This is a genomic window from Paenibacillus sp. DRB1-1 (genome assembly GCF_052119485.1).
Taxonomy (GTDB): Bacteria; Bacillota; Bacilli; order Paenibacillales; family Paenibacillaceae; genus Paenibacillus; species Paenibacillus polymyxa_B.
In genome coordinates, this window is record NZ_JBODQH010000001.1 from 3,182,586 (window position 1) to 3,197,187 (window position 14,602).

General features: G+C 45.3%; 11 protein-coding genes and 1 pseudogene. 11 read left to right on the forward strand and 1 reads right to left on the reverse strand.

Translation table 11 applies throughout. The annotated features are described in order from the left end of the window. The first annotated feature begins 111 nt into the window (after positions 1-111). The 11 genes and pseudogenes from ftsE to ACQW03_RS14135 all read left to right on the forward strand — a co-directional run bounded on the left by ftsE (position 112) and on the right by ACQW03_RS14135 (position 14,094). Positions 112-798 carry a cell division ATP-binding protein FtsE gene (gene ftsE / locus ACQW03_RS14085; RefSeq protein ID WP_023990620.1) on the forward strand — a complete coding sequence of 229 codons (687 nt, stop codon included), beginning with the start codon at positions 112-114 and terminating at the stop codon, positions 796-798. Next, on the forward strand, positions 788-1,705 hold the full coding sequence (gene ftsX / locus ACQW03_RS14090; RefSeq protein ID WP_013312238.1) for a permease-like cell division protein FtsX: 918 nt from the start codon (positions 788-790) through the stop codon (positions 1,703-1,705). Before ftsE ends, ftsX begins: the two co-directional genes overlap by 11 nt. An 86-nt stretch (positions 1,706-1,791) precedes the next feature. Further along, a complete protein-coding gene (locus tag ACQW03_RS14095; RefSeq protein WP_023990619.1) occupies positions 1,792-3,075 on the forward strand; it encodes a M23 family metallopeptidase in 1,284 nt (427 codons plus the stop codon). 206 nt (positions 3,076-3,281) lie between these two features. Further along, positions 3,282-4,748: a S41 family peptidase gene (locus tag ACQW03_RS14100; protein ID WP_025721899.1), complete on the forward strand. Its 1,467-nt coding sequence runs from the start codon at positions 3,282-3,284 to the stop codon at positions 4,746-4,748. A gap of 164 nt (positions 4,749-4,912) precedes the next feature. Beyond that, entirely contained in the window at positions 4,913-6,229 is a 1,317-nt protein-coding gene (locus ACQW03_RS14105) for a serine protease (protein ID WP_441950244.1), read from the forward strand. Between the two features lie 177 nt (positions 6,230-6,406). Further along, positions 6,407-6,964 carry a class I SAM-dependent methyltransferase gene (locus tag ACQW03_RS14110; RefSeq protein ID WP_025721901.1) on the forward strand — a complete coding sequence of 186 codons (558 nt, stop codon included), beginning with the start codon at positions 6,407-6,409 and terminating at the stop codon, positions 6,962-6,964. Between the two features lie 275 nt (positions 6,965-7,239). After that, entirely contained in the window at positions 7,240-7,623 is a 384-nt protein-coding gene (locus ACQW03_RS14115; RefSeq protein ID WP_029514546.1) for a hypothetical protein, read from the forward strand. A gap of 400 nt (positions 7,624-8,023) precedes the next feature. Continuing rightward, positions 8,024-8,137: a glycoside hydrolase family 48 protein gene (locus tag ACQW03_RS14120; protein WP_143756805.1), complete on the forward strand. Its 114-nt coding sequence runs from the start codon at positions 8,024-8,026 to the stop codon at positions 8,135-8,137. A gap of 19 nt (positions 8,138-8,156) precedes the next feature. Then, positions 8,157-8,366 carry a hypothetical protein gene (locus ACQW03_RS14125; RefSeq protein WP_143756807.1) on the forward strand — a complete coding sequence of 70 codons (210 nt, stop codon included), beginning with the start codon at positions 8,157-8,159 and terminating at the stop codon, positions 8,364-8,366. 111 nt (positions 8,367-8,477) lie between these two features. Next, a complete protein-coding gene (locus ACQW03_RS14130) occupies positions 8,478-12,515 on the forward strand; it encodes a glycosyl hydrolase (RefSeq protein WP_441950247.1) in 4,038 nt (1,345 codons plus the stop codon). A 187-nt stretch (positions 12,516-12,702) separates the two neighbouring features. After that, positions 12,703-14,094 (forward strand): annotated as a pseudogene (locus tag ACQW03_RS14135) (DNA-binding protein). A gap of 86 nt (positions 14,095-14,180) precedes the next feature. Here ACQW03_RS14135 and ACQW03_RS14140 read toward each other — a convergent pair. Next, positions 14,181-14,564, reverse strand: a complete 384-nt coding sequence (locus ACQW03_RS14140; protein ID WP_071643241.1) for a helix-turn-helix domain-containing protein — start codon at positions 14,562-14,564, stop codon at positions 14,181-14,183. Positions 14,565-14,602 lie beyond the last annotated feature (38 nt).

A 14,602-nucleotide genomic window follows, 5' to 3' on the forward strand; every position in this document is an offset into this window, starting at 1 on the left:
ACAATGATAAACGGTATGATGAAATAGAGAAGTTTTTAAAGGAAATGCATGGAATATGTCGAATGGATATTAGGTTATGCGTAATATGATTAAGCAGCGGGAAGTGATCGAGTGATTGAAATGCAGGATGTGTGGAAGACCTATACTAACGGAACCCACGCACTTCAAGGAGTATCGGTCAGAATTGACCGTAATGAATTTGTATACGTAGTCGGCCCGTCTGGAGCGGGGAAATCGACTTTTATGAAGCTTATTTATAGAGAAGAAGTACCTACCAAGGGGCAAATTTCAGTCAATGGTTTTAATATCGGGAAGCTCAAGCAGCGTAAAATTCCCTACGTTCGTCGTAACATCGGAGTCATTTTTCAGGATTTCCGGCTTTTGCCGCGTTTGACGGCTTATGAGAATGTGGCTTTTGCTATGGAAGTTATTGAAGCTCCCAAGAAGCTGATTCGCAAACGGGTACCAGAAGTGCTTGAACTGGTTGGCTTGAAAACAAAAATGAACCGTGAGCCTGCCCAGCTTTCCGGTGGGGAGCAACAGCGTGTAGCGATTGCACGGGCCATCGTAAACAATCCTTCCGTGATCATTGCCGATGAACCTACGGGAAATCTGGACCCCGAGACATCGTGGGAGATCATGCAGTTGCTGGACGAAATTAATTTTCGGGGTACGACCATTGTGATGGCGACACACAATAAGGACATCGTGAACTCCATGCGTAAACGCGTAATTGCCATTGAGAATGGCAACATCGTAAGGGATCAGGTAAGAGGGGAGTACGGATATGACTTTTAATACCTTCTTACGTCATGTGCGGGAAGGTTTCAAAAACATATTCCGCAATGGCTGGATGTCCGTGGCATCCGTCACCTCGATTATTGTGTCATTACTTATATTGGGCGTATTTATCATGCTGGTGCTCAACGTCAATTCCCTGGCTGATCAGGCAGATAGTCAGGTAGAGGTTAACGTATTTCTGGAGCTAAATGTAGAGCAAAACATGCGTGAAACGCTGCAAAAGGAAATCGCGGCGATGCCGGAAATCAGCAAAACGACCTTTGTGACTAAAGCTCAGGGTTTGGAGGAGCTGCGCAAAGATTTGGGAGACAGCGGCAAGGAGCTGCTGGAGGGTTTTGACAAGGACAGCAATCCACTCCCAGACAAAATTGTGGTAGAGGTTATTGAACCAACAACGGTTCCATTTGTAGCCGAAAAGATTGAGAAGCTGAATACGTTGCATCCAGAGAAACCGATTTTAAAGGTTCGTTATGGAAAAGGCACCGTAGAGACACTCTTTACGATTACGAAGCTCATTCGTAATGTAGGCTTTATATTCGTCGCCGGACTGGCGATCATGTCCATGTTCCTCATCTCGAATACGATTCGCGTGACCATATTGGCACGACGCAGAGAGATTGGCATTATGAAGCTGGTCGGTGCGACCAACTTTTTTATACGCTGGCCGTTTTTTATTGAAGGCGCGCTTATTGGTCTTATTGGTTCCCTTATTACCGTAGGTATTTTATTTACTGGCTATCAGCGTTTGCTGACCGCCGTTCAGGGCGATATAGCTCTGAATATGTTGAAGCTTATGCCACTTGAAGGCATTTGGATTCAGTTGAGTGCATTGCTGATTATTTTGGGTATGCTGGTCGGAATTGTTGGCAGTACCCTGTCCATGCGCAAGTTCTTAAAAGTATAAAGAAGCGTTGGCTGGACGTCGTGGTCGATATCAATTAGAACGGGGAAGCCCGGTGTTATTTTGCGATAAAGGATGGGGAGTGCAAGTTGAAAAAAACAGGATCTGTGTTGGCCGCTACCTTGGTAGCCGCATTGCTAATCCAGCCTTCTGACGGATATGCCAAAAGCATGAGTGAAATCAATTCGCAGCTGAACCAATTGGAAAAGCAGGCCCAATCTGCCAAGCAACAACAGGAAAAGGCTGCTCAAGATAAACAGTATGCTCAACATTACAAAAATAAAACCGTGCAAAACCTGAAAATTGTGCTTGCTCAGATTAACAGCGTCAGTGATCAGCTGACTCGTGTTGCGGTTCAGATTGATCAAACGGAAGATAATCTGCGTGCGACCAAAAAAGATTTAGCTGAGGCCATTGATCGTATCCAGTCACGGGAAAAAATGCTGGAAACTCGTGTGCGCTTGATGTATACGGATGGAACCGTCTCATATATGGACGTGCTTATGTCTTCGTCCAGTTTTAGTGACTTTCTCAGCCGGGTAGATTCCCTGAAAACGATCGTGGAGCAGGATCAAATCCTGTTGGACGAGCATAAAAAGGACAAGGCATTGGTCGTAAGCAAGAAGAAACAGCTGGACACGGAATATAAAAATGCCAAGAAGCTCTATGCGCTCAAGCAGGACGCCAAAGCAGAACTGAATTCGAAGGAAAAAGAGAAACAAAGACTGATTTCCAATTACGATCATGATATTGCTGAGTCAGATGAAATTAGTGAAGAGCAAAATGACATGCTGGTAGCACTCGCTAACAAGCGTGTGGGTCTGGTGCAGGAGAAGAACAAGCTTAGAGCGGAGCAGGCTGCCAAAGCAGCACGCGCTAGAGCGGCTGCACGTGCGGCTGAAGCCAAACGATATGCATCTTCATCCTCAGGTGCCGCCTCGAATTCCAGCCATGCGGCAGCCAGTACGTATACAGGCGGAACGGGCACTTTGGCTTCGCCTGTATCCCATTACCGACTTTCATCTACTTTTGGCATGCGGGTACATCCGATTACCGGCAAGCTTAAAGGCCACACAGGTGTTGATATGGCGGCTCCTCAGGGAACCGATATTCATGCAGCCGAAGATGGTGTTGTCATTGTTGCCGAATGGTGGAGTGGCTATGGAAATACGGTTGTGATTGACCATGGAGACGGGCTATGGACCCTATACGGACACATTCGCAATGGCGGTACGGTGGTTCATACCGGGCAGACTGTGAAACGGGGTCAAAAAATTGCAGAAGTTGGTTCGACGGGCAATTCCACAGGACCTCACTGTCATTTTGAGGTGCGCGAAAATAACAAACCTGTAAATCCGATGAACTATTTATAGTAGATAAGGTAAGCCCTATTTATAGCCATTAAGGTTGTAGATAGGGCTTTGCTGTAATGGTTAATATCCGATGAAGAACATGTGCATTGAGACACGGAGTAGGATACAATTAACATATTCCGTACAAGCTAGACGTATACTTCGTGGATGGACATGCGTTGTAAGGCAATAGGATACAAGATAATGAGAAGGCGGTGGACGATTAGATGTTGAAAAAAAGTACAGCGATACTCTTGATGGTGATCGGGCTGCTTGGCGGCAGTCTGCTCACTTTTGCCTATACTGGAACGACTACAGTAGGGAACAGCGCTCTGGGCGAAGGACTGCTGGCGAGTGTGACAGGTAGCAGTTCTACCTCCAGAAGTGATATCCGCAAAATCGAGACGGCGATGGACCTGATTCAGGGACAATATTATCAGGATGTGGACCGTACCAAGCTGGTGGATGGCGCCATCAATGGTATGATGGAGTCGCTTGGCGACCCGTACTCCTCTTATATGGGTAAAGAAACTGCACAACAGTTCGAGCAATCCATTGAAGGTTCTTTTACCGGGATCGGAGCCGAAGTAGCGGCCGAAAACGGGAAAGTAGTTGTAGTCACGCCAATTAAAGGCTCCCCGGCTGAAAAGGCAGGGTTACGCTCTAAGGATATTATTTTGTCTGTTAATGGTGAAACACTGGACGGATTGGATCTAAACAAGGCCGTTTCCAAAATCCGTGGACCTAAAGGCAGTCAGGCAAAAGTCAAAATTCAGCGCAGTGGCTCTCCTGATCCGCTCGAATACACGATTACCCGTGACAACATTGATATGGAAACTGTAACGGCTCATATGGAAAGCGACGGTGTAGGCGTCATCACGATCACCCAGTTCTCTTTGAATACAGCAGAACGTTTCAAGGAAGAGTTGGCGAAGCTCGAAAAGCAAGGGTTAAAAGGGCTCGTCATTGACGTGCGTAATAACCCGGGCGGCGTGCTTTCCGTCGTCATTGATATTGCACAGCAATTTGTACCTTCCGGCAAAACGATTGTACAAGTGGAAGACAAGAATCAGAAGCGTGAAGAAGAGAAATCCAAAGGATCACGTAAGAACTATCCAGTGACTTTGCTAATGAATAAAGGTAGCGCAAGTGCGTCCGAAATTCTGGCAGGTGCTCTCCAGCAATCAGCAGGTGCTGTGTTGATCGGGGAAAATTCCTTTGGTAAAGGTACTGTACAAACCAGCTATGACAAGCAAATGGGTGACGGTAGCCTGCTCAAAATCACGATTGCCAAATGGTTAACGCCAAATGGAACGTGGATTCATAAAAAAGGGATTAAGCCGAATATCGCGGTGGAACAGCCTGAATACTTCACAGCAGCACCGCTGAATAAGGAAAAGTCCTTGAAATACAATATGAATAGCAGTGATGTGAAAAATGCACAAATCATTCTGCAAGGCTTGGGTTACAAACCAGGTCGCGAGGATGGCTATTTTGACAAAGTAACGGAAAGCTCTGTTATTGATTTCCAAAAACAAGCGAAGCTGACGGCTAGCGGCATCATTGATGCGAAGACAGCAGCAGCGATGGAAGCCAAGTTGATTGAGAAAATTCGTGATCCGAAAAATGATAATCAGCTCAAGCAGGGGATTGAAGAGATTCGGAAGGAAATGAAGACAAGCGTAGCGAAATAATAGTGAGGCTACAACAAGGGGGCTGGAAACAGCCTCCTTTTATATTGGGATTTATTTGCAGTCTGTCGGTTTGTCTTCCCTACGTTGGCAATTTCATATAGAATAAATGGATATGAAATGTACGTGATCCGCTATACAGCGGGCCAGGGGCATAAGGAGTGTGAATGGACTTGGAATGGGCATTACAATGGGGATGGAGCGTCTTGAATGCTTGCGTGTACCTGCTTTTGCAGCCTTTTTATTATATCTCGATACTCATTGTCGCACTTGGTTATCGTCGGCAAATGCTGCTGGAGCGCAAGCTATTTCATACCAAAATGCATAGCTGGGCTGCAGAGACCTGGCGTGTCGTATGGAGTGGTTTGCTTGCTGGAATGGCGCTATCTGCTCTGGGAATGTTCGTCAGTGTGCATCTGAACTCGGCTTCCATCGTGTGCCTGTGGGTAGCGACATTACTGCTCATGCTGGTACGCGTCCGTTACCTGTGTCTCGCTTATTCGGTAGGTCTGCTAGGAGTGGTTCAATTTTTCTTAAACGTGGCCAGTGGCTGGCAACCTGAGGGAGCGCTCGGAACATCAGTAGCAGCCATACGCGGATTGGATATTCCAGCACTGTTGGTGTTGGTCGCCGTGCTGCATGTGGCTGAGGCGCTGTTGGTTCGCTGGCAAGGGGGAAAGGCGGCCACTCCGCTGTTTGTCGAGGGCAAACGGGGAAGATTGGTTGGCGGTTATCGTATGGAAGACCTCTGGCCCATTCCGTTGTTGTTGTTGGTACCGACTCAGGGAGGATTCACGCTTCCTTGGACACCTTTGTTCGGTGGCGATGCCGGAACCGGGTATATGCTGGCAGCCTTGCCAGTCCTGATGGGCTTCAGCAGCGTGACGCTAGGCCAGCTACCACGACAGAAGGCGGTACTTACTTCGAACCGTTTGCTCCTGTACAGTGTGGCTTTGCTTCTGCTGAGCTTGCTGGCTGCATGGTGGAGTCCGCTGATATTGTTAGCAGCGTTATTCTCCTTTCTGGCTCATGAGGCGCTGATCTGGTATGGTAATATAGAGGAAAGTCGTCTTAGCCCGATGTTTGTCCATCCTGAGCAAGGGATGCGTGTTCTCGCTGTGCTGCCAGACAGTCCAGCGACAGCCATGGGCATACTGCCGGGCGAGGCCATTTACCGCGTGAATGGGGTTGTTGTGAATACCCGTGCCGAGTTACACCAGGCCTTGCGGATCAACTCTGCTTTTTGCAAGCTGGAGGTACGCAATCTGCAAGGCGAGAGCAAGTTTGTGCAGCGAGGCATGTACGATGGTGATCATCACCAGCTAGGGGTCGTGCTTGCACCGGATGCAGACGCGAGCTGGGCCGTATCCATACAGCCGGCCTCCATCTATCGGATTGTTGCCATGCATATAGGTGCACGACGACGTAAAGCTGGACAGGCATCGCAGGCAGAGGGTGCACATTTGGATACCATGGACAAATAGATGTTACAACAAGAGGGTAGTCATTATTTGATTAGAGTCGAATAAGGCTACGCTCTTTTTATATGCCGACAGTAGCCTGCTTGAAATCAATATTCTGATCGGTATACAATGAATATGTAATAAGAAGCGTTGATGAACCGAATGCCTATCATGTGTGTCAAGCAGGGAGAGGAAAAGATGAACGCTATTCACTTTATTCGAGAGTACATCAGGCATCCACGTAGCGTAGGCGCTGTTATACCCAGCTCAAGACAGTTGGCCAAACAAATTGCCACACCGATTTATTTTGACAAAGCATCGTGCATTATTGAATATGGTGCAGGGACCGGTGTGTTTACGCAAGAGCTGATTTTGAACAAGCGTCCAGAAACGCTACTTTTAGTGATTGAAGCTAATGAATCGTTTTATAAAACATTACAAAGCAAGTATGGACACCTGGAGAAGGTACACATCATTCATGGATCGGCTGAGCATGTAGCTCAGTATATACGACAGTATGAGGTCCCAAAAGTGGATTATGTCGTGTCAGGGCTCCCTTTCACCAGCTTACCCGCTGCGTTATCCAGCCTCATTTTGGGACAAACGGCTGAGGTTTTGGGCCAGGAAGGCAAATTTATTACGTTCCAGTACAGCAAGGTCAAACACAATTTTTTCCGCACCTTTTTTGCTGACATTCAGATTAAAAAGGTAAACTACAATGTCCCTCCCGCTTATGTGTTCACTTGCAGCCTGTAACCTTGCAGCTATGTAGAGGACTAGAATAAATACGAATGTGAATATACGGATAATTATGAGAAGACTTGGTCAGTGTCATTAAAATGCTGAAACAGTCTTTTTTTGTTGTACGCTTTCATGGGTATAGAAGATAAGGGGATATGTTAAAAAGCAAAATTCATTTAAGGAATCATATTTTAAAATGGGGCTTAACCTATATATTACATAAGATGGAACCCGCTAGATTTTTGTAGGATTCATGATAAATCTGAACTTTTGTTAAAGGAGATTTATATATGGTAAAACCGCTGATATTCATGCGTTGGTGTGAGTACTATAAGTTAAGTGACCGTGAGACGGATTTTGTATCTTTTTTTATGATGAATTTCTCGGCTGCCCGCTCAGGTAATCAACCGAAGCTTAGGGAGCAGTTTGTTGAAATTCAGAAAAAAACTTTTCCTGAGTACCCGTTTGATATTACCCCGGAAGAACTGGATTATTCCAAATTCGAAGGCTTGATGAAGCAAGTGCTGAAAATTCATTTTGACACGGCCGAGCTGTTATACTCCTTCTATCTCCAAAAGCTGTGCGCACCTTTGGCAGAATATATTTTATCCACTGGAGAATCAGAGCCTGCACGCATCTATTATAAGCTTATTCAAAAGGATAAAGTGCGGTAGGAGAAATGGATGTGGATGTATCGTAAAAGCATTGGAAGGCAATACAGCATTCTTACACCACTATGATTTAAATGCCGGGGACTCTTCATTCTGTAATTTTACTAGAAATAGTTTGATATGAATCCCCGTTCTCCATACCCTTCGTTTCATTTCTCTCCAGTAAATAGCTGCTACTGATAAAGGAAAATAGGATCCTTCTACACCAATATCGCAATCCATAGATAAATACCGGTTTGTTTTTCCACAGGTAATTCAGATGTGTGGGTTTATTTCTGTTAAACATATATAAATACATAACCTATCGAAGTTTGTCCAGTTTCAAAGAAAGACGATGACATAGCTAGAAATTTTGCGGCGAGTTCATGTTCTACTACATGGCTATTTAGAATAATCTTTGGATATGGACCTTCCGTCCAACAAATGGTTCGATATGCAGGCTTGGTCGGTAGAACGTATAGCAGAGCTGTACTATTACACATTTCTCAACAAGAAGCCGATAATGGTACTACCTTGATGCAAACGGCAAACCCATCATGTGCGGTGTGAATACGGCTGTTGCTACACTTGAAGATCCGGGCCAATTCTGGATTTCGGACGGAGAGGAGAGTGTAGTCAACCGGATACTTAGAGCTTCGAATGGCGAAATTCAAGCGTGTATTAACAAAAACGAGTGGACGAGCTACAATGTGGCAGATGAATACTCCTACGATCCTACAAAAAATTTAATTGGCAGATTAGAGTAAGGTGACGCTGTACCAGAACGATAAACTCGTTTGGAGTCAGGAGCCTTAAAGCCTGACGGAGCGGCACTCGTATGGGTGCCGCTCTTTTCAAACTTAAAGGAGGAAAGCGGCATGAAGGCGAAAAATAGTAGTAGTGTTTGGTCCAAACGTTCCAAATGGCTGCCTGTCGTCATGGCATGCACGATTATAGTAGGGGGTGCTCTACCGGCTCCAACTGTAGTTCACAGTCAAACGGCAAAAACCGTTACCATTAAAGTCGATACATCCAAGGATCGTAAGCCTATTAGCCCTTATATTTACGGTACGAATCAGGAGTTGGCAGGCGATGAGAATCTGACTGCCAGACGACTTGGTGGCAATCGAATGACCGGATATAACTGGGAAAACAATATGTCCAATGCAGGAAGCGATTGGGAGCAATCCAGCGATAACTATTTATGCAACAATGGCGGTCTGACAAAAGCTGAATGTGAAAAGCCGGGGGCGGTGACGACTTCGTTTCATGATCAATCGCTGAAGCTGGGCACTTATTCTTTAGTTACGCTGCCGATGGCCGGTTATGTGGCCAAAGATGGAAATGGAAGTGTGCAGGAAAGTGAAAAAGCCCCTTCTGCTCGTTGGAATCAGGTCGTAAACGCTAAAAATGCGCCGTTCCAACTACAGCCTGATCTGAATGACAATCAGGTTTATGCGGATGAATTCGTCAACTTTTTAGTGAAAAAGTACGGCGTTGCTTCAACAAAAACAGGTGTGAAAGGATACTCGCTCGACAATGAACCCGCTCTCTGGTCGCATACGCATCCGCGCATTCATGGTGAAAAGGTCGGTGCGAAAGAGTTGGTAGAGCGGTCGGTAAGTTTATCCAAAGCCGTTAAGGCGGTTGACGCCGGTGCGGAAATTTTCGGACCCGTTCTTTACGGTTTTGGCGCCTATAAAGATCTTCAAACTGCACCTGATTGGAATTCTGTAAAAGGCAACTACAGCTGGTTCGTGGACTATTACCTCGATCAAATGCGCCTCAGCTCGCAAGCTGAAGGCAAGAGATTGCTGGATGTTTTCGATGTGCACTGGTATCCCGAAGCGATGGGTGGAGGCATACGAATTACGAATGAGGTAGGCAATGACGAAACGAAGAAAGCCAGAATGCAGGCGCCTCGTACTTTGTGGGATCCGACCTACAAGGAAGATAGCTGGATCGCTCAATGGAACAGCGAATTCTTGCCTTTACTGCCTCGATTAAAGCAGTCGGTGGATCAGTATTACCCGGGAACCAAGCTGGCTTTGACTGAGTATAGCTATGGCGGCGAAAATGATATTTCCGGCGGTATCGCTATGACCGATGTGTTGGGCATCTTGGGCAAAAACGACGTTTATATGGCAAACTACTGGAAGTTAAAGGAGGGTGCCAACAACTACGTTAGTGCCGCTTACAAGCTTTATCGCAATTATGACGGAAAAAGCTCAACTTTCGGTGATATCAGCGTTAATGCGCAAACGTCGGATATTGTTAATAGCTCGGTGCATGCTTCCGTAACGGATGCATCCTACAAAGAACTGCACCTCGTCGTCATGAATAAAAGCATGGACAGCGCATTCGACGCCCAATTTGATCTTTCCGGTGAGACGACTTACGGTTCCGGTAAAGTATGGGGCTTCGACAAAAATAGCTCGCAAATTAAGGAAGCAGCGCCAATCACGCAAATTTCAGGCAACCGCTTTACCTATACAGTACCGCCTTTGACGGCTTATCACATCGTGTTGACTGCTGGCAATGATACGTCCTTTGCGCTGAGGGCTGAGGCTGGCGATGGGAAAGTCGATTTATCCTGGGACGCTTCCAGCGAAGTTGTAAGTTACAGTGTACAGCGGGCAACATATGAAAACGGACCTTTTGCTGATGTAGCATCCAACTTGGTCGAAACGTCTTATACGGATACGAACGTAACGAACGGCACTTCTTATTATTATAAAATAACCGCAAAAACAAAGGCGGGAACAAGTGAATCCAATATTTTGAAAGCGGTTCCGCGAACGCCTATAGACGGACAAAATCGCTATGAAGCCGAAGATGGTACGCTGAAGGGAACCATTGTGGAGTCCAGCGGGACCGGCTTCTCAGGTACTGGTTATGTAACCAATTTCCACAATGCAGGGGATTCCCTGACGATGACGATTCAGGCAGAGGCGGCAGGCTTGTACAATCTTACAATCGGCTACCGTTCTCCTCATGATGACAAACGCACGAACTTCTCTTTAAACGGCAAAGCGTCTGGCGAGCTGGTACTTTGGAAAACGGCTGATTTTAAAGAAACGTCCGGTGGTAAGGTTCTGTTGAATGCAGGGGCCAATACGATCGGTTTTGAAACAGGCTGGGGCTGGTATGATATCGACTATGTCAAGCTGGAGCCAGCTACTGACCGTCCACCGCATGCGGTAACCAAAACGCTCATTAATCCGAATGCGACGGTAGAAGCAAAAGCATTGATGAACTACCTGGTTGATCAATACGGGAAGAATATGCTCTCTGGTCAGGAGGAAATAAACGAAATTGATTGGCTTCAAGCCAATGTAGGTAAAAAACCGGCAATTGCAGCGCTTGACCTGATCGACTATTCGCCAAGCAGGGCGGAACACGGTCTTAGTTCCACTGAGACGGAAAAGGCGATTGCATGGGATAAGCAAGGGGGCATTGTTACCTTTGCATGGCATTGGAACGCGCCGAAAGGTCTGATCGATACACAGGGAAAAGAATGGTGGAGAGGCTTTTATGCCGATTCGACCACATTTGATATAGAATATGCGATGAATCATCCAGAGTCTGAAGATTATAAATTACTTATTCGCGATATCGATGTGATTGCAGGGCAATTGAAGAAGTTGCAGGATGCGAAAGTTCCTGTCCTGTTCCGTCCTTTGCACGAAGCGGAAGGCAAATGGTTCTGGTGGGGCGCTAAAGGTCCTGAGCCTGTTAAAAAATTGTATATTTTGATGCACGACCGTTTGACTAATGTGCACAAATTGAACAATCTGATCTGGGTCTGGAACTCTGTTGCTCCCGACTGGTATCCGGGAGATGAGTATGTGGATATTTTGAGCTTCGACTCTTATCCGCAAGCAGGCGACTACAGCCCGCAAATTGCAAAATATGAAGACCTTGTTACATTGGGCAAGGACAAAAAGCTAGTTGCTATGAGCGAAAACGGACCTATCCCGGACCCTGATCTGATGAAAGCGTATCAAGCCCATTGGAGCTGGTTCGCTACATGGTATGGGGATTTCTTGAGAGACGGCAAACAAAACAGTCTTGAGCATCTGAAAAAAGTGTATAATCATCCGAACGTCATTACGCTTGAAAAGCTCCCGACTAACTTGAAAACGTATGGCATTACCGAGCAACCGTCAGTACCGGGCAGCTTCACGCTGAACGCGGCGGGCGAAACGGCGAAAGTAGCGCTGAGCTGGACAGCATCGGCGAATGCGGCAAGCTATGAAGTGAAGCGTTCGACGGCTGAAAACGGCGCGTTCGCCACAGTAGCGAGCGATGTATACGGAAGCAGCTACACCGACACAGCCGTAACAGCAGACACGACGTACTATTACCAAGTCGTAGCGAAGAATGATGCAGGACAAACGGTTTCCAACACGGCTAGCGCAGCGCCGAAAGCGGATACTCAGCAGCCGACAAAGGGACTGTTGGTCCAGTATCGCGTAGCGGATACAAATGTGAATGACAATAACTTGAGGCCGCATTTCCAAATCTTAAATAAAGGTACAACCTCCGTACCGATCAACGAGTTGAAACTTCGCTACTACTACACGATCGACGGTGACCGTGACCAGACATTTAACTGCGACTATGCGGTGGTGAGCTGCTCGAAGCTGAATGGTAAGCTGGTTAAAATGGATAAAGCTGCAACCGGTGCTGATTATTATTTGGAAGTCAGCTTCAACTCGAACGCAGGCGTGTTAGCACCTGGAGGAAGCACGGGCGAAATTCAAACCCGCATTCATAAAACAGACTGGTCGAACTATAATGAAAGTGACGATTACTCGTATAAAGGCACGCAAACTTCATATGCCGATCATACGAAAGCTACGTTGTATCATAATGGCGTACTTGTTTGGGGAACCGAACCGACAGCTAATTAAGATAGACGTCCATCGTTGAAATGAGCAGGGGATTTAGTATCCCACCTGCTCATTTTTTTGTACAAAAACCCTCCAAGAGATATGTTTGATTATTATATCCAGGTTTAAGAAATCACGAACTAAAATTACCTTATAATGTTAGAATATACGAAAAATATAATTCTTCAAGCTAAAGAGGGGGATTAGCATGGAACATACACCTACGATCCGCTCGAAGATAGAGACAGAACTAAAGCAAAGAGGGTATACATTTAGCAGCTTCAGTAAAGTATCTGGAATTAACCGTGGTATATTTAGCACCATGCTTAACAGCAACCCACCCAAGCCGATCTCGGTTCGGCAGATGGACTTGATTACCAAGGCATTGGGATATCCCGAAGGCTGGCTGTATGAGTTATACATAGATGAATGCTTTTACGAGGGAAAAGGACACTGGAAACGGATTAAGCCTTTTTTATTACGTTGTGTAGAGTTAGGGAGGAAAGACTGTATTCAAAAGGTACTGTCAAGACTAACCGAGGACTTGTCCTATGTACCGACGATATTTGAGCTTGCAGAAGAGCTGCATGAGGCAGGCAAGGAAAGGGAGTCTGTCCCCTTTTATGAGTGTGTAATTGAAAATGAAAAATATTACCACTCGGAGCGGTTGGCAATCTGCCAGTATCGTTTATTTTGTTATTCTCTGAATACTGACTTGGATAATAATCGGCAAGCAACTATAAAGTTTGCACCGTTTCAGAGGAATCTTCCCGAGAATTACCAACTAGACGCGTTGTTAAAATTGACTAATGCATAATTTTACGATTATGAGGCGGCTATACACTATGCGAAGGAACTTGAGGTACTAGTCACAAGCATTTATTGGCATCAAGCTCAAGCGAGGGCGAGGAATCGTGAAGTTATACGTTTAAATACAGAAAGACATCTAATCGTTTATTATGGTCAAGCCTATTTAATGCAGGGAAATTCCTTAGAAAAACAAGGACTATATGAAGCAGCTATGAAGTTCATACCTTATTATGAAAATCTAACTGGATTTGAAGGTCTAGATGAGATTGGAATGATAGAGGCACAGAAATTCGAAATATGGGGAATAGCAAACCGTTTGAATTTAGAAATTCTGATGGGGGATAAGGCTAGTTTGCCTGCCTATGTCGAACTTATTAGAAATAATCCTCAGGAAATATTACTCGGGCTATTGACTATTATAGAATCGGCCAATCATTACAGTTACTCAGTAGACGATACTCTGGTTCTTTTTGCTGAGAATATTAATGAATTTAGGGAGCTACGTACAAATATTTCGTATTATCATACAAATAATGATCTGCTGACATATTCTCGTTTTTTTCTTGAGCTTAGTCGATACTATTTCAGTAAAGGAAGCTATACCGAGGCAATAGACAGTATGCTGATTAGTTTAAAGGCCTCCTCAGAGTTAAACGATAAGAATTACTATATCAAGTCCATCACGCTATTGTTTGAGAAATATAAGGATCACTCGACCGAAGAACAACGAACAGAATATAAAAAAGTGATACAAGCAGTGGAAATTAGTATGAGGCAAATGACCTCTTAGAGCAAAAAAAAGGGCTATGTTTCTCTACCTAGAGTAGAAGATCACATAGCTCTTTTAATTTTTCATGCATGTTAATTGAGTGAAATTTACCATTCCTCATGTGTATCAGGGGTGTCGGAGTTACTCTCCAAAAGCTCGCTTTGTGAAGAGGTGAACAGTTCCTTCAATATGCGATAAGCTTTATTTTGCCCTGCTTCATTCTGCTGGGAAAGTATATGAATGCATTCCCAAATCCAGGGCTGGCTTTTGAGTTCTTCATATGGATTATAGTCAAAAAATGCAAATACGTTTGTGTTCAGCGCCTCTGCTATTTTCTCCAGTGTTTTGATCTGCACATTGACCTCACCGCGCTCCAACTTGCCGATATAGGAACCAGTTGAATCGGATGCTTCTGCTAACTGTTCTTGTGTAATACCCCGCAATTTTCGAAATTGACGGATTTTCGTTCCTAATAGTTTCGTTGTTTCCATAGACACCCACACTCCTATAGTATGAGTGTAGACAAAGC

Bases quoted from the DNA above. Each gene is read 5' to 3' on its own strand.
- ftsX (WP_013312238.1), top strand. From the start codon at position 788: ATGACTTTTAATACCTTCTTACGTCATGTGCGGGAAGGTTTCAAAAAC.
- ACQW03_RS14100 (WP_025721899.1), top strand. From the start codon at position 3,282: ATGTTGAAAAAAAGTACAGCGATACTCTTGATGGTGATCGGGCTGCTT.
- ACQW03_RS14105 (WP_441950244.1), top strand. From the start codon at position 4,913: ATGGACTTGGAATGGGCATTACAATGGGGATGGAGCGTCTTGAATGCT.
- ACQW03_RS14110 (WP_025721901.1), top strand. From the start codon at position 6,407: ATGAACGCTATTCACTTTATTCGAGAGTACATCAGGCATCCACGTAGC.
- ACQW03_RS14115 (WP_029514546.1), top strand. From the start codon at position 7,240: ATGGTAAAACCGCTGATATTCATGCGTTGGTGTGAGTACTATAAGTTA.
- ACQW03_RS14120 (WP_143756805.1), top strand. From the start codon at position 8,024: ATGGACCTTCCGTCCAACAAATGGTTCGATATGCAGGCTTGGTCGGTA.
- ACQW03_RS14125 (WP_143756807.1), top strand. From the start codon at position 8,157: ATGTGCGGTGTGAATACGGCTGTTGCTACACTTGAAGATCCGGGCCAA.
- ACQW03_RS14130 (WP_441950247.1), top strand. From the start codon at position 8,478: ATGAAGGCGAAAAATAGTAGTAGTGTTTGGTCCAAACGTTCCAAATGG.
- ACQW03_RS14140 (WP_071643241.1), bottom strand. From the start codon at position 14,564: ATGGAAACAACGAAACTATTAGGAACGAAAATCCGTCAATTTCGAAAA.